Consider the following 15,996-nt stretch of genomic DNA (forward strand, 5'->3'; position numbering starts at 1 on the left):
AAATTATAACTTTATTTAACGAGCTCGTCCATAACGTTAACATAACTAGTTGTTATACCGGTAACGCCATAATCAACTAATTTTTTAACTCGTTCAGTGTCCGAAACAGTCCAACATTCTGTTGTAAATCCCGCTTCCTTAATTTGATTCGGGATTGTGCTGTCTTGAATTAACCACTCACCATAATCCAGGAACACACGGTTATTACTGCTCTTTAGACCGCTCAAGTTACTAATAGTCTGTTCGTTAACTTCTCTCGAATATATATATCCATAGTCAGCATTAGGTTTAAGAGCATTAAGCTTATTTAAGTTGTCAATTCCGAAACTAATAAACGCGTATCTGCCATCGTCTAAACCATTACGATCAATGCAAGCTGTAACAATTCTAGCCTGGTCATCGGTGATTACACCCTTTAGCTCAATGTACGGGTATAGATTTAACGGTTTGACAAGTTTTAGAAATTCATCAAGCGTTAAAATCTGCTCACCTTTGTACTGCTTGCCCCATGCAAGCCCATAATCGTAGTTTTTAAGCTGTGCTGTTGTTAAATCGCCCACCTTAAGCACTTCGGATAACTCTGTACCGTCAGCATTGCGAGCGGTTCGATTGATTGTGTCATCATGGATAATCATCGGCTCATTATCTTTGTTAAAAGTTACATCGGTTTCAACCATGCTATAGCCGCGCGCCTTGGCTTGTTTAAACGCATAGGCTACATTTTCAGGCGTATTATCATTGTAGCCACGGTGCATCACATTTTTTACAGCATCTTCAACGGACGTCTGCAATGCCACATTACGTGCCAACGGAATTTTTCCGAACAATTTATCGTCCATCACCCAAGGCATGGGCGACCAGCTTACGTTTAGCTGTTTAAAATCATCTTCATCTCCGTCAAAACGACGAATAATCATCACGATTGCTTGGCTCGAATCTTGTGTTTTTGGCAGATTAGTGTAAGTTGACCAGCTGAACTCCCCGGTGTTAAGGCTGATTAATAGGTACGCTCCAGTTGATTGCGTCTCTGACCACCGCGGGATTTCAATGACCTTACCTTCCTTTGGCGCGCCAATCACAACTTGACCGTAGGCGTGAAAGACATAATCCGTATCGCCCGCTGGGAAGGTAACTGTTCGATTATGCTTGTCTATTTTGATAAAAGCCTCTGATGAAGGTCCCATGATTACGACATGATCTAATTTAGGGACATATTGACTACGCCCGTTAATTGTTACTGGGAAAATCGATGTTGCAAAACTACCTTGTCGATAATTAAATATTGTTGTTTGATACGGTTCAACTGTCTCCCACCACTCTTTAAAAATAAAATCTTTATTTCTATAGTCAAATATCAGTTTGACAGCAGAATGTAAATCCTTTGTATTTTTAATCGTCAATCCTTCTTTTGGTAGCAAATAATAAGAGCCTTCGAACTCGTTACCCCAGGATAACCGTGTCTGTACATCTCCAGTATTCGGGAAAGTAAATATGCCGGAATCCGGATTATAATCAGCCGGATTACCCTTTGGAATATCGATTGTTAAATTTAGAATATTTTTAGAAACTTTATAATAATCAACTGATTCATCCTCAATCCCTACAGATTGATAAATCCCAGCATCTTTCCACGCGCCGTTGGTCCAAATATACTTGTGCCCATTATCCGCAGTAATAAACAATCCTGGTTTGCCGTTTGGATATTTCGATTTTAATTCGCCTACACTAGCTACCGTTTCTGGTACATAACTTAGTTGCGATAAGTAATCATCGATATATGTTTTGTCAGCTTTATTCGCTAGTCTTGAATTAGTAACGGCAATAGCATTATCTTGCGCATCTTCGCGAATGCCGAGCAACTCAAAATTCCCACGAGCTGCTGCAACCTCCGCTGATTGATTCCCGCCAGCCTCTTGCATCAGCTTAACTAATGCTTCACCTTGTTGGGCGATTGCTTCACGAGTGTCCACACCATACGTTTTATGGCGGATTGCCTTGCTGATTTCACCGATTGGTTGTAATTTACTGCCGTCAAACGGTGTTGGATCCCGATAATCTACTGTATCTCTTTTAATTTCATCTGCCACTATTTTCTCCCCCTTCCAACGCAGTTAAGCGTTTCTCAAAATTTCTATTAATAGTTTCCTGTTTTGTATTTAGCGTGGTTTGTTCTTTTTTAAAATCATCTAGTGCTAGCACCGAATCTGCTACCTCAGCTAAGTTGTTGATGATTGTCTCTGTCTGGTGCTCTAGCGCGCTTAATTGCTTACTAATTGTGGCTAGGTCGACGTTGCCGATATTGGCAATTAACTTATCGTAGGCCTGTTTGAGCGTGGTTAGCTCCGTGGTGGTAGTGGCTAGCTCTTTGGTGAGTGTGGTGACTTTGGTGGCTTGAAGTGCCACTTTCACTTTCATTTCTTGAATGGCAATCACGTTTTTCATTTTGATGGCCAACTCATAGTCTTCCTGACTTAATAATTTATCACCGATTGAGAGCGTTGAGCTGAGTGGGTTACATATGTCTAACGACTGGCCGACAATTCGTAACTGCTCATCAATGCCCATCAGCGGATTGATGGTGCGGTGATAGTTTCCCACTTCAAAAGCATCAACCATCTTGCCTGTCAAAAGACTGAGGTCCACAGCACTTACTTGGAACTGTTCTTTAATAAGTCGTTGACTATCTAGCATTGCTTGCCCTTTTGATTTCAGGATTGAGGCAACTTTGACGTCGTCCCAGACTTCCGGATGTACTACTCGACCAATCTGAGCAACCAATTTTTGTGAGACTAAAAAAGGACTGCCAGCGTTGACAGTCTCAATTGTTAATCGCGGTTGTGATATGTCGGTATTATTCTCATCTGCTTGTGTCGTTGTTTCAGCGCGTGCACCCAAGGGCTTAATGATTGAATACACTGTGCTAGGATTAAGCGCCCTTTTGATGGATAGCAGATTGCTCGCCAAACGAATCTCTTGATTGCTTTGAACTGCGATTTCTGGCATGTAGTCGAGGTATAGTCCATCCGATTCGTGGCGGAGTCGCATCTCACCGCCATACTTTGTGATCAGTTTATCTTTGATAGTCTCGTAGGTTGTTTTTGAGTCATCAATCGACTTGTAGACGTTATCCGATGGGCTGGTCACGGTGACTTGCCCTAGCTTAATTTTTTTGAACGTATCAACTTGGCGATTGTGCACGTCAATTATGTGTTGGAGAAACGACTGCAAATCATTGTTTGCCAACGCATAGTAGTCTTGCGTTGAATCGTGCAAGAATGCGAGCAGCCCCTCACAGGTAATTTCTTTGTTAAACTCACCACTAGTTGCCATTGAATCGGTGGTCGGGAGCACGCGCCCTTCAAAGAGCACCTGATTACGTTTGGGAACCGTCACTTTCACGAATGTTGTCATCCCTTTAAAGTCATTGTAGTAGGGTGATTTTGGGCTAATGCTAAATTGAAACGAATCAATTGCATCAATATCCCGCGTAATCTTAGCTGTTAAAAGCTTGGTATCGTTGAGGTTCTCCGAATGAATTGTGTGCTCCACACCATTCCAGCCATTTCTTACAGTCACCCGATACATATTAGATCAACTCCTTATGCCAATTAAATGACAGTTTACCCGTACCAATCACGGTGATGGTAATCTCGCCAGTTGGCAACATAAAGTCCGGACTGCTAGACGTGCCAGCATTTAATGTGAATCGTTGCCCGCCCACTTCAATCGTAAACGGCGCACTGGCAACCAGTTCGGGTGAAATAGATGTGGCACCGATATTAAACAACGTAATCACCCGCCTACCGACGATGTCAAACTCAGTATTTTGGGCAATATCGGTTTCAAAATTGAAATCGTCCCAGATATCGTTGCCCTCCACTAATTCATCGATACGGAATGGATAGCAAGTGAACTCGACCGACAATTTACCATAAGCACGCATCTCATCCCATGATGGTTCTTTTTGCACCTCACCTAAATAGTAATAATTGTGCATGATGTCGTCCTTGAGCTTCACTTTCTGCATTGGTGCCATTAACCAATTGACGACCTGCGTCCATAATGAATAGAGACGCTCTTTTGACTGATTAGCGCCATCGCGGACAATGAACGTCATTTTGATGGTGCGTTCCTTGTAGGTTTGACCACCGTATAAAGCCGAGATATCCAAAACAGTATTGCTAAAAGGAATCGCCTGTGTGATTTTATTTTTAGCTGGCATCCCTACCGTTTTAGCTTGAACGTCCAAACCAAAGTCATTAGATCGGTGACCATTAAATTCAATCCCATACGCGTACTTAGATTTTATTGCCAATTGCAAGATTCCTTTCTTTTAGTTGACTGCGCCGTGCGGTCTCAGTCGAACCGTATTCTTCATACGCCGTAGCAAATGAAGAACCATCGACCACGGTGCGCTTCTCGGCAATGATGCGGAGTAAACTGAGCATTTCCGCGTTGTTGGCTGCATTAGTTGGTGCAGCGTGCATATTGTAAACCGTTGGCGTTGGGCGCATCATCTGCGCGAGGTTGTTCCCAGTCAACGCCGCCGGTTCATCAAATGCTAACGATGGCGTCATCGACAAACTTAAACGATCAGCCATCCCAGAGACTGTTGTTTGGACATCGCGGAATGAATCTTGCAGACTCTTATTAAATCCGCCCATGATTGCATTCCCAGCTGGAATTAATAACTTTGCATCATAACTAATCGGGCCTTTATGTTCCTTAATCCATGTCGCAATACCACCAACGAAACTTTTAACCTTTTCAAAGGCGGCTTTTAAACCGCTCAGAAAACCGTTCATGATTGCGACACCTGCACCGCTTAAATCGATATGCGTCAGACTACTAAATACGTTTCTGATACCGCCAATTATCCCGCTGATATTACCAGCGACACCGGAAATCACAGCACGCATCCCATTAAATGCACCTGATACCAGCGAACGCATCGTCCCAGCAAAATTGCCCAAGCTGCTGAATGTATTCCGGACACCATTGACCATCCCCATAATGCCACTACCAGCTGCTGAAATAGTAGCGCGAATCAGATTCCATGCACTACTTAACAGTGACCGCAAGATGCTACCAGCAGAACCAAGCGAGGTGAATACCAACTTGATACCGCCGATTGTCCCGCTAATCACGTTACCCGCAATCGAAACGGCTGACTGAATGTTACTCCATGCGTTAGAAAGCATTGAGCGTAGTCCATTACCCGCACTGCCTAATCCAGCAAACATTCCGATAACAGTCCCAACCCAACTAGCTACGACTGACAGTACTGGGGCAATTGCATTAAATGCCCCAACTAGCACCGAAATAATCGGTGTTAAGAATCCGATAGCAATCCTAATGAGATCAAACGCAGCGGAAATCCCCATCAGAATCCCTTTAAATACACCACCGAGAAATGCCCCGATGACTTGAAACGCTGGCATTAATGCACTGGCTAATACTGTAATGAGCGGTTGCGCTGCATTCCACAATCCGACAAACGACGTTATAACACTTGAGATTGCAGGCCCCACAATGCCCATCATGGTGCTAAAACCCGTGGTAACAGCTGGCACAATCGCCGATGCCAAATTTTGAAGTCCGCTGAAATCAAGCTTGGTAAATGCGTCCCCAATCATTTGTACAATTGGCGTGATTGCCCCAACAACGGTTGTGAATAGCGCTGGCAGTTGCGTGAAGATTGTCCCCAACGTGTTTGAGATAACCGGCCCAATTGATTGGAAGATTGATTGCAATGCTGTTTTAACCGTTGAACCGAATTGCGTCACGGTTGACACAATGCCACCTAATGATGCGGTAACAGCACTCGGCCCACCTGCCATACCTTGCGTTAATCCACTGATCAACTGTTGCCCACCCGCCATAAAACTGGGGGCGGCATCTGCAATGAATGTGGTGATTGCACCAGGTAACGCTTTTAAAATGTTACCAACCATCGGAATGAAGTTGTTAAACAAAAACGTCGATGTGGTTTCCGCTAATGCTTGTAATGATGGCCCGATATCTTGTCCTAGCGACATCTTCCCAAGCACATTGGACAGTGAAGCCTTCATTGACTCAAACGAACCACTGAACGTGCTGGCGGCTTCCTTGGCAGTCGTACCAGTAATATCTAACTCACCTTGAACAACGTGAATCGCGTTGTAAGCATCGGCTAAGTTACTCATGTCGTATTTTTGCCCGGAGATTTTTTGTGCATCGTCCAATAACCGTTGCATTTCTTCTTTGGTCCCACCGTAACCAAGCTTTAAGTTGTCCAGCATTGTGTAGTTTTGTTTGGCGAAGCCTTGGTAAGCATGTTGGATATCACCAATGCTCGTCCCCATCTTATTGGCATTATCGGACATGTCAATCATCGCCATGTTCCCGATGTCGGCCGCCTTTTCAGTGTCGCCACCAACCGATTGAAGCAAGCTGGCACTAAAACTCGTCACGTTTTCCATATAAGCATTCGCCGACAATCCAGCTGTCTTATAAGCTTCATTGGCAAAACCTTTCACCTTATTGGCACTACCTTTAAACAGGGTCTCAATCCCACCAAGCGATTGTTGAAGGTCTGCCCCTTCTGACAAAGATGATGAGATTATTTTCCCAAGCGTTGCGCCAACAGCGGCGACCCCCGCAATTGCGGCAAGCTTAATGCCTGTGCCAATTTTGGAGCCGGCACTTTTGCCTGCTGAATCCGCCTCAGGATCTAACTGTCCCTTAATTGCCCCGCTAATCCCCTTAGCTGATGGCACAATTTGGACATAGGCTTGCCCAAGTTCAGTTGCCATTATTTAGCTCACCTCCTGTAATTAAGTTATTTCTAATTCGTTCAAAATCCTCGCCGGAGTCAAAAGTGACAGCCGAATCCGCAGATTGCTTTTTCTGGGGGCCCATGACGGCGTCTAGAATTGATTGTGGCTTATTAGCACCGCGTTCAGCATCTTTAGACCGCGACCACAGTAACAGATTCACAGCATCTAAAATCCCCATTAGCACTTGTGTATTGATAGGGACTGCTTGTTGGTTCATCTTCAATTTGATGCGTGAATCATTACGCAAATTACACGAAAAAGCAGCTACCGTGAACAACGGTAACTGCTGATAGTCGTATATTTGATAGGTTTCTGCGAGATCACTTATCAGTGCATCTTTATCCACCCTAATCATCTCGGCAAGGATTATTAGTTTTTTGTTTCGTTCTTGCTTTGCATAATTTGTCTGATTTCCTCGGTCATTGCTTTAGGTGGCACCATGCCATCTTTAGTCCGCACATGGTCTTTTAACCGCTTGGCACCATCATCACCCAGTAGCAACTTGATTACTCTTGGTAATGCCATTGTGTTGTCTTCAAGGTCGCTTAAAGCTTCAAGTAGCTCATAGTTTTCAGCTCGTTCTTGCGAGACTGCAAATTTAAACCCCGATTTCGTTTTACCTTCTAAAAACATTATTTTGCCCCCTCAGTTGTCTTACTTTCCAGGTCAGTTGTTGCCTTTGGCTTTTGAATGTATTCGTAATGGGTGTTGGCTTCTGGTGTGTCATCTGGAATTGCTGATAAAGTTGTTTCATAACCAACGGCATCTCCATCCGCATAAGTGATGTCACCGACTTCTGAAACCTTGCCATTTGGAATAACAATCCGCTTCAAAATACCACCTTTTAGCACCATATCAAATACAAGGACGTGTTCTTGCAATTCGACCGAATTGGCTTTGATCGCAATTACTGTATCCAAAGTTCCCGATACGTTTTCAGGGCCATAAACTTCTTTCAACACTTCAACGTTGGTTGCTTCCAGCAAGGTGTATTGGAAAGTATCTTCTTTTTCGGTTTGCGTCGAATTAACAACAGCACCACCCCATGCTTTGATTGTTTCCGACTTACCCGAGTTAGTATTAACCAACCCATCATCTGAAATATATCCCAATCCTTTAAACGTATCGGGTAATTTGGTAATTGCGTCTGTAGGGAGCTTGGTCCCTAATGGTGCCGTATAAATCGCACCGCCAATTTTAGGCTTGGCGGTCGTTACATTTTTTGCATCTGCCATTAATAAGCCTCCTAATAGTAATTAATATCAAACACCGCTTGATAGCGATATTCCTTGGTTGTGGTATCGGTGAAATCGTAGTCGCTGTTAAGACTAACCCCACTAATCACATCTAGCGTCACTAGGTCTTCAACAACGCATTTCAATTCTTCGTTTAGCATACCCGCTTCGTATTTCGACTTACCATAACTTTGAAATGCAACGGTGCCAGACAACAAATGGTTCTTTTTAGCACCACCTGTTTTTTCAAAAATAACATAGCTGGCTGGCATCTTGTTTTGGCGGTCGGTGTAAGCCGGCACGGACAAATGGGCGTTCAAAAAGTTTAAGATAGTGACTTCAATCATTAGCGCACCGCCTTTAGGATCGTATTATTCTTCATGTTATCACGCTTTGCTTTGATAGTTTTAGCGCGCACCATCGCATTAGCACGGTTCTCACCGACGTAAATATCTTGCACGTAACCATCTCCGCATCGCTTCCGGATAGCAGTCGCCCGTTCCGTTAAAACAGCTTGCATCTCGGATGACTTTAGCAGCTGACCAATACCAGCGTAATTAAGCGCGAACCCTTTTTTACGCATAGCGTTCCACCATCACTTTCTTATTCCAATCGAGGGGGATAAGGTCGTCAATCCCTTCAAGTGGCATCCCGAATACTTTCCAACGCTGGCCAAAAAACACAACCGACTTATTTTCCCAATCGTGTGTGTCGCCTTTGGGAATGGCCAACGTGTAAACCGCCTTACGCCCCGTTAAATTAAGCTGGTTGGTGATATCATCGGCCGACACGGGGGCAACTAGTACGTTGCTGATTTCGACCGGCTTATCTTCTATGATTGGATTGCCTAACGGATCTGTGCCCGTTTGAACCTGGTCAATTAATGTAATCGTGATTCCCTGTATCTTCTGCATAGAAATCAATCACCCCATATCTTTGCCGTTTAAGTCCCAAACGACTTAACTCGGAATTCTTAATAAACATGCCACCACCAGGTACGAGATACGAACCTGAATAGGAATAACCAAGTGCGCTTTGAGTCATCTGTGTCATTGGTTCTTGATTGGTCGATGTCATCAAGGTGCGCGCAATCACGTCTACCGTCACTGAGCAAGCAACGCTAGCATAGACTGCATCAGATGCGACCATCTTATCTAAGTCCTTGCCAACCTTACGTGCTTCAAGCCGCAACGCGTTTGAAACAACGTCCAAGAGCGCGGTTGCTCTTGCTAATTCATCTTGTTCTAATTTACGCCACATGGTTTCAACGTTTTCAATTGTTGCAAACGACTTCATCTCATCACTTCCCCTGATTCATCATCAAATCATAAAGTACTTGTTTCTTGGCTTTAGGATCATATTCAATCCCTTGGGCATCTAATTCCTGTTTGATTTCTTTAATAGTAATCCCGTCGAACCCAGCCAAGTCTTCACTTACTTCTGGTTCTTTATTTGATTCGTCAACTGACACTGGTGTTTCCGTAGCATGTTCCACCTTTTCTGTTACTGGGACAACTGCTTGCCCCACTGGAGTCGATTGGTCAAGTTGTACCCAGTTTTCACCTGAAATTGTGCAATCTGTCATTAGAATAAAGCCTGTCTTTGTGTTTTGATATTCCATGATTAGGCCTCCACTTTTGGTTTGATAACGCGTGCGAATTGCGTGCCATCCATGATGCCCCATCCAATAAATGTTTCGGAACGCAAGTAAACCTGATTGTGCCCCTTCAAATCCTCGCCAGAATTGTCAGGATCACCGTAAGGAATAACTTCTAACGGAATTTCTTTCGCATATCCCCATTTGAACATGTTGGCAAAGTCCCCGACAATTGCTAAATCATCGCCACCACCTGAAACCGTATTATTAATATCTGCCGCTAGCCCATTGATTGTGCCAGGGTTAGCGCCCCAAGCTAATTCAGGGAACACGCGTGCATCATCTCGCGTTCGCATTGCAGCTAATGCAGCAGACATCACTGGGTCCATTGCCATCCCTGTGACAGTACCTTCTGAACCTTGGATCATGCCAACAGCAGCTTCAATGTTTGCATCTGGATTAGTCTTGTCAAAATCAACTGTTTGCGTCACTTTGCTATCAAAACTATTGTCGCCAATGATTGTTGATGCTGTCTTTGTGCGCGGGTTAATGCCATGAAATGCCATTAAGTCAATCCCACGTGCTAACTTCAAGGCATAGCCTTCATTGAATGCCTTCAAAATTTCAATTTTTCGATCTTCTGATGCAAACATAAATTCTTCTGATACACGAGCACCATATTCTACTTTAATTGGCACAATCGTTACTGGCGCAATTGTGACCCCACCATGCGTTTTCTTACCGTTTTCAGCCACGATATCAATATCCTGGTCCATTGAAAACGTAAATTCTTTACTGCCTTCAAATGGAACCGGTACTTGTTTAGCCAAAATCGCAAGAGAACTTTTCCCCTTCACCTTATTCACTAAATCAGTCACTAATTCTGGATCAAACAAACTTCCCTTTGATAAAACTGTCATTTTCTATTCCTCCATGTTCATATTTTCAATTAATTTGCGATAACTTTCGTTTTTATCGCCACCTTGTGGCCCCTCTGGGTCTGCAAGTGGTGGTGTTGGATTTATCGGTTTCATGAAACCTGATAGACGTTCGGCATCTTTAGTAAGCGTCGCTTCATCCTCGCCTTGCAAACGATCAGCTAGGTCAATTGGCAAGCCATGTTTTAGGGCAATTTGGGTCCGTAAATTGGCTGTTTTAAATCCTGAAATTTTAGCCATTAAGTCGGCTTTTTCTTGGTCGAATCCTTTGACCTTTTCACTGGTTTCGCTGACCGTCGTTTGTAGAGCCGAATTTTCGGCCATCAATTCTTCGTTACGTGATTTCAATTGATCGTAGTCCGCGTATTGCTTAGTTAATGTTTCCTTTTGGCGATCTAATCGGTCTTTCAAAATCTTATCTAATTCCGCTTGTGTTTCGATTACTTTAAATGTCATGTTCATGTCCTTTCCCAGCTTTTCCCGGCTGTCTCGGTAATTTTTGACACTAAAAAAACGACACCTAGTGGATGTCGTTTTAATATCTGACTTTTTGTTTTGCTTTTGGTTTAAACTCGGTGCAGGCCCAGTGTGCTAGCATCGCGCTATCCATAAGACTGATGTCCATATCATCGAACTGGGAGCGATAGCCAAATCCACCGTTGGTCCCGATGTTCCGCTTATCTGAGTTAGTCACGACCTTGGTTAATGACGGCTGCCCAGCGTGACAGATTGTCCGCTGATAAATCCCGTTTTCCCAAAGCGAATTGGCCTTAATAATCTCTTTAACGGTTGGTAGTACGGCACCTTTAATTTTGCTATCTCGCAGCTCATCATCAAGCATTTTTTGCCCAGCAGCACCATCAATCACAATTTTCGAAACGTCCGCCTCTTTCAAAAAGCGGATTAGCCAGTGATTACCATTTCGAACTGATTGGCAATCGATTGTTTCGATAAAAATCTTGCCTGATAGTGTGCGGACTGCCACGCTCATAGCAACGTTGGTGTTGTCATTGCCGTACTTGATGCCAACAAACAACTTACCTTTGAAGACTGGCGTAGCCTTAACCAGCAGTTGCCCCCAATCTCGTTCAGAGATAGCAGACTTCTGATTGTATTTTGGCCAATAGCCTAAACGTTGCACATTATGATCTAGCTTGTCATCCCCAAGTTCAGCTTCGATTTTGCGTTCGGTTAAGTGATATCCCAGTGACGGATTGGACTGATACCAGGCATCAATGTCATGGATATCCTTCATGGTCTCAACGGACCATTCCGCCCACCCCGAATACTTGCTCTTGCCGAACAAGGTGCTTTCACGATAACTCGCGAACACGGTTCCGCTCGAAACAGGAGTTGGTGGCGTCCCGCACATGATCGTCATTGGATTGTCACTATCAGTGACCGTATACTTCAAAGCTGATTCTTGTTCAGTGGTGTATTCTTGAGCTTCATCAATAATCAGGATGTCAAAGCCCTCACCCAAGCCACCGCTGGATGTCCGCGTTCGAAACTGGATTACACCGTCGGTTGCATAGAGTTCAAGTCGTTCCTGCCCTTTTGCCTTGATGGAATTAAAGTCGTCACCCTCGACGTAGCCGCTCTTTTCTAAATATTTTTTTAGTTTTTCGAATGAAGAATGTGACGTACTAATCCGATGGGCAGTATGCAAGATATTCAAGCCCTTTTTGAGTGCCCACATCTCAACGGCGTAAATGACTTCGGTCTTCCCGTTACGTCGGGGAATTGAGTAGCCAAACTTCTGATGCGTCCAAAGACCATCTTGATCAACGGCCATGACGTGTTCCAGCATTTCAGCTTGCCAGGCATAGCATTTATTACCGGTTTTTTCGTAAATATCGACCGCTTCTTGATACATGGATTCGTGATATGGCAATATTACCGATTGAGTAGGATGCTGATTGCCAAATCGAACTGTAGTAGTCATGGCTCAGTCCTCCTTCAATCTTATCCGCAGTTTAACGACGTGCTTAGGTCGAAAATGTGGGTATAAAAATAGCACTCGACTACGCGTTGAGTGCTAAGGTGTTCTTTTTAATGTTGAGTTGCTTGCGTGTTTCAATCTTGGCATCTCGTTGTGGATCAATCCACTTTTTTGACCAGACGTCTTGCCGACGTCCGGAACCAGGGTGATATTCAACAGTACACCGGCATCGTTCGTGGCGCTGATAAATCTCTTCTGGCTTATCAAAGTAGTCATATGAACCAGCTAGATTGCTACACCACTTGCACGCCTTACCAACAACGCGCCGCGTAATTTTTGGCCGCAGTCCCGACTTAGCTTGGAACTCAACATTCCTTTGTAGCACGTCATCCACAATGCTTTGGCTAAATGTGACAATTGGCTCGTTCAATAGCCACTTAATTTTGTCAAATTCTGGTTCGCTTACTAGTCGATTGACGATGCCGACAATACGATCGCGATTCAATTCCGGCACCTGCGCTTTGAGACGCAGCCCTGCTTCACGATTCAGCTGAGTTTGCACATCAATGGCGTAGCCGGTAATCAAGTCGTAATTCTTTTTAAGCGTCTCATTAAGTACACGGTCAGCAATGTTGAAATACATGTGGCCATCTGGTAGCAATTCCGCTGTGACGTTGGTGCCGAGCACATCGGCTAAAATCTGACCAACTTCAACCGCATAATCGTTCACGTCACGGTAAGTTGCTCGTTTACGTTTCAGTAGTTGCAGCGCCGACTTCAATTTAGCATTTTCAATTGTCCGCTGATCAAATTCTTTATTGATTGTGGCCAGCAATCCCGGCACGATATCATTGTCCACTGCCATCAGCTCCTTTGACGCCAGTTAAATCACGGATTGTTTCAGCGTTCATGAACCCCGGCAATGCCTGATTCAATTTCACGGCCCCGTCACCGATTAAACTCAATGCACTGGCATCGGCTTCAAATAATGGTTCCCACTTCGGTACGGTCTTGCTGAATTGACTGCGGTAATACGGCTGTTCGTCACGTAAGCATGCAGCAACATAGGCCACATTCAGTAGACCAGACCCCAGCGAACGTTGTGCTTTGCGACCAGCAAGGCGTAAGTTTTCATGGCTAGCTTTAATCGCTTCAACACTGGCCGGATTATCGGATGCAAAGCCCAAATCATCCATTGTTAAACCAGATTCGCCAGCAAAACCAGCGGCGGCCGTTTTAAGTTGCTCAGTGAACGGCGCCATTGATGAGGTTGAGAATTGTCCAAGCGTTGGACTATCGTTATTTTCATCTTTAGTAAACTGCAACATCGATGAAACAGTCGCTTTCCATGCATCCATTGGTTCGGCATCATTTGAAAGACCAACAACATACTTTTGCGGATATGAATAGAACTCGGCAGTGATTTCCGCCCGTTCCAACGTCCGCTTAGCATACTGTTGGTAATACATCCCAGCACGCGAGATTCTAGACCGGCCAAAAGGTCGCACCGCATCTGGGCGATGAATAACCGGCACTAATAAAGGGTGTCCCGTTGGATTCGGCTCGACAAAATTTTTTACCTTAGTATCGGCAAAATAAAACTGCGTTTCGGTTGGCGTGAAATAGGCTTCAACGACTGGATTACGCAAGTTGTCCCGTTCCAAAACAGCGTAGCCTTCTGTCAACAAACCAGTGATGGGGTCAATCACTCCCGTAGCATTTGTCGCCTCAATTACCTGCAAGCGCGGCAGGTCATCCGATCCTTTTGAAATATAAACGAATGCACACGATGCAATGAGCGCGGATAAGACCACGCTATCAAAAAATACATCGGGATTATTGACCGCAAAGATTTCATTGGCTTCAAAATCGTCGTGAATAAACGCTCGAAACACCAATCGATCGGCCAAACTGTCAACGCCTTTTCCTGTCCAGCCTAAAACTGAACGATACCGATTCCGAATCGATTGCGGAATCGTCACACTGAAACTATTATCGACATGTTTCATCGCATATTGGTTATATCTTAGTAATGCCCGTGCTCGGTGTCGCTGTAGCTTTTGGCTAAGATAAACCTTCCCTTTTAATGCCATATTGTCAACTCCTTTCGCATTCGCGCGAGAAAAAATGTACAGTGACGGCGTGAAGGACTCTCCCACCCGAGGTGGGGGAGTAACCCCCCTATCTTTCAGACCGTCAAAACATTGATTTAACGCGCTTTGTAATTAATCCATTTTATGCTTTGTGGCAGATTTCGATTGCCAATTACCTTTGGTTCTTCCTTTTCAACAAACAACTTGTCGGACTTTTGCCGGTTGCATGACCAATGCGCCAGCTGTAAGTTGTCCATCGCTGATGGATGGCCGCCCTTGCTGACTGGAATCATGTGATCAATAACCGGACTCATCGGATCAGGCGCCTTGAGTTGCTTGTCGACTGGCTGACCACAAATGCCACAAACTGATTGCGTCTTAAGGATTATCTTCTTATTGTGTTCAAAGGCAACGCGATGCGGTCCCTGCTTGTCTGCTCGGATGGTACCACCTCCCTTCAATGATGCCAGGGGTCCTTGCTAGACCAGGGACCTATTTTACTTAGCTTCATGCTTACGCATAAAGTGGTCTCATGCCCCACCTCCTAATTTAAACGCAACAAAAAAGGCGCACCCGATTGGATGTGCCTTATCTGCAAACTTCTATGCTATTACTATAAACCGTGCGAATCAATAAAACCATACACTTTGTACGGTCTCATAAAAGTCACATTAGCTACCAGTATAATTCTCCATAGCCGTTTGAAGTAAGTTTAAACTTTTCTCCATCGCAACATCTTGTGGTGTAGTTACAACAGTTCCATTTTCATCGGTTACTTTTCTTACTCCATCGGTAGTTCCAACAATTAATTGTCCATGGTTTTGACTTTGTAGATATTTTCCAAATTTTGTATTTGTTATGTCATGACCACCTTCATCAAACACTTTCTGTTTCTTTAATTTATTTGATTCAGTTGTCTCAAAATACTTATTTCCAAAATCTTCATTAAATTTAATCCATTGGGCCATCGCTGACACGTATGCATATAATATTTTACTTTGTTTTGGCCTATCTTTACCTAGCGTGGATAGTATTACCTTTTTTTCACTATTGTTAATCACTAAGCCTTTCTTAATATTAAAGTACACTTTACTATTATACTTTAAGTTTGGATAATCTTTATTTAAATCCATTAAAAGCTTACTCGTACTCATATCTACATTAGATTTATATTTTCGAAATTCACTATCAGAAATTTTACTATGCTTATTAGATGAATTCACTGTATACAATTCTTTATAATTTGAATAAAGTTTTGCCATATTATCCATTTCAGACTTTTGCCGTGCAATGTCCGGCTTCCCTTTTAATTCGATATTTCTTTCATTTTCCCTATTATTATATTCATTATACATCGAGAACCCTCCACTAAT

Annotated in this window: 19 protein-coding genes; all 19 read right to left on the reverse strand. The window is 43.8% G+C overall.

Annotation, left to right across the window (positions count from 1 at the left end; translation table 11 throughout):
• Positions 1-11: 11 nt before the first annotated feature.
• Positions 12-2,087, reverse strand: a complete 2,076-nt coding sequence (locus J7Q78_RS06390; RefSeq protein ID WP_208422192.1) for a glycerophosphodiester phosphodiesterase — start codon at positions 2,085-2,087, stop codon at positions 12-14.
• The gene (locus tag J7Q78_RS06395) at positions 2,077-3,585 is read right to left on the reverse strand and encodes a phage tail protein (protein ID WP_208422193.1); all 1,509 of its coding nucleotides are present in this window, start codon (positions 3,583-3,585) and stop codon (positions 2,077-2,079) included. The genes J7Q78_RS06390 and J7Q78_RS06395 overlap by 11 nt, the downstream gene beginning before the upstream one ends.
• 1 nt (position 3,586) lies before the next feature.
• On the reverse strand, positions 3,587-4,315 hold the full coding sequence (locus J7Q78_RS06400) for a phage tail domain-containing protein (RefSeq protein ID WP_208422194.1): 729 nt from the start codon (positions 4,313-4,315) through the stop codon (positions 3,587-3,589).
• Positions 4,299-6,794: a phage tail protein gene (locus J7Q78_RS06405; protein WP_208422195.1), complete on the reverse strand. Its 2,496-nt coding sequence runs from the start codon at positions 6,792-6,794 to the stop codon at positions 4,299-4,301. Before J7Q78_RS06405 ends, J7Q78_RS06400 begins: the two co-directional genes overlap by 17 nt.
• Positions 6,784-7,173 (reverse strand): DUF5361 domain-containing protein, encoded by a 390-nt coding sequence (locus J7Q78_RS06410; RefSeq protein WP_208422196.1) that lies wholly within the window; start codon positions 7,171-7,173, stop codon positions 6,784-6,786. The genes J7Q78_RS06405 and J7Q78_RS06410 overlap by 11 nt, the downstream gene beginning before the upstream one ends.
• Before the next feature lie 14 nt (positions 7,174-7,187).
• A complete protein-coding gene (locus J7Q78_RS06415; protein ID WP_208422197.1) occupies positions 7,188-7,451 on the reverse strand; it encodes a hypothetical protein in 264 nt (87 codons plus the stop codon).
• The gene (locus J7Q78_RS06420) at positions 7,451-8,053 is read right to left on the reverse strand and encodes a phage tail tube protein (protein ID WP_208422198.1); all 603 of its coding nucleotides are present in this window, start codon (positions 8,051-8,053) and stop codon (positions 7,451-7,453) included. Before J7Q78_RS06420 ends, J7Q78_RS06415 begins: the two co-directional genes overlap by 1 nt.
• Positions 8,054-8,064: 11 nt before the next feature.
• Entirely contained in the window at positions 8,065-8,400 is a 336-nt protein-coding gene (locus tag J7Q78_RS06425; protein ID WP_208422199.1) for a hypothetical protein, read from the reverse strand.
• Entirely contained in the window at positions 8,400-8,636 is a 237-nt protein-coding gene (locus J7Q78_RS06430; protein ID WP_208422200.1) for a hypothetical protein, read from the reverse strand. Before J7Q78_RS06430 ends, J7Q78_RS06425 begins: the two co-directional genes overlap by 1 nt.
• A complete protein-coding gene (locus tag J7Q78_RS06435; protein WP_208422201.1) occupies positions 8,629-8,967 on the reverse strand; it encodes a hypothetical protein in 339 nt (112 codons plus the stop codon). Before J7Q78_RS06435 ends, J7Q78_RS06430 begins: the two co-directional genes overlap by 8 nt.
• Positions 8,930-9,349, reverse strand: a complete 420-nt coding sequence (locus tag J7Q78_RS06440) for a phage Gp19/Gp15/Gp42 family protein (protein ID WP_208422202.1) — start codon at positions 9,347-9,349, stop codon at positions 8,930-8,932. Before J7Q78_RS06440 ends, J7Q78_RS06435 begins: the two co-directional genes overlap by 38 nt.
• A 4-nt stretch (positions 9,350-9,353) precedes the next feature.
• A complete protein-coding gene (locus J7Q78_RS06445; protein ID WP_208422203.1) occupies positions 9,354-9,674 on the reverse strand; it encodes a hypothetical protein in 321 nt (106 codons plus the stop codon).
• A gap of 2 nt (positions 9,675-9,676) precedes the next feature.
• Positions 9,677-10,570, reverse strand: a complete 894-nt coding sequence (locus J7Q78_RS06450; RefSeq protein WP_208422204.1) for a phage major capsid family protein — start codon at positions 10,568-10,570, stop codon at positions 9,677-9,679.
• 3 nt (positions 10,571-10,573) lie between these two features.
• Positions 10,574-11,044 (reverse strand): capsid assembly scaffolding protein Gp46 family protein, encoded by a 471-nt coding sequence (locus tag J7Q78_RS06455; protein WP_208422205.1) that lies wholly within the window; start codon positions 11,042-11,044, stop codon positions 10,574-10,576.
• A gap of 79 nt (positions 11,045-11,123) precedes the next feature.
• A complete protein-coding gene (locus J7Q78_RS06460; RefSeq protein ID WP_208422206.1) occupies positions 11,124-12,533 on the reverse strand; it encodes a DEAD/DEAH box helicase family protein in 1,410 nt (469 codons plus the stop codon).
• Between the two features lie 79 nt (positions 12,534-12,612).
• Positions 12,613-13,389 carry a hypothetical protein gene (locus tag J7Q78_RS06465; protein ID WP_235688070.1) on the reverse strand — a complete coding sequence of 259 codons (777 nt, stop codon included), beginning with the start codon at positions 13,387-13,389 and terminating at the stop codon, positions 12,613-12,615.
• Positions 13,379-14,623: a phage portal protein gene (locus J7Q78_RS06470; protein WP_208422208.1), complete on the reverse strand. Its 1,245-nt coding sequence runs from the start codon at positions 14,621-14,623 to the stop codon at positions 13,379-13,381. The genes J7Q78_RS06465 and J7Q78_RS06470 overlap by 11 nt, the downstream gene beginning before the upstream one ends.
• A gap of 116 nt (positions 14,624-14,739) precedes the next feature.
• Entirely contained in the window at positions 14,740-15,084 is a 345-nt protein-coding gene (locus tag J7Q78_RS06475; RefSeq protein ID WP_208422209.1) for an HNH endonuclease, read from the reverse strand.
• 210 nt (positions 15,085-15,294) lie between these two features.
• Positions 15,295-15,978 carry a hypothetical protein gene (locus J7Q78_RS06480; protein WP_208427751.1) on the reverse strand — a complete coding sequence of 228 codons (684 nt, stop codon included), beginning with the start codon at positions 15,976-15,978 and terminating at the stop codon, positions 15,295-15,297.
• Positions 15,979-15,996 lie beyond the last annotated feature (18 nt).

Source organism: Latilactobacillus fragifolii (assembly GCF_905332535.1).
GTDB lineage: Bacteria > Bacillota > Bacilli > Lactobacillales > Lactobacillaceae > Latilactobacillus > Latilactobacillus fragifolii.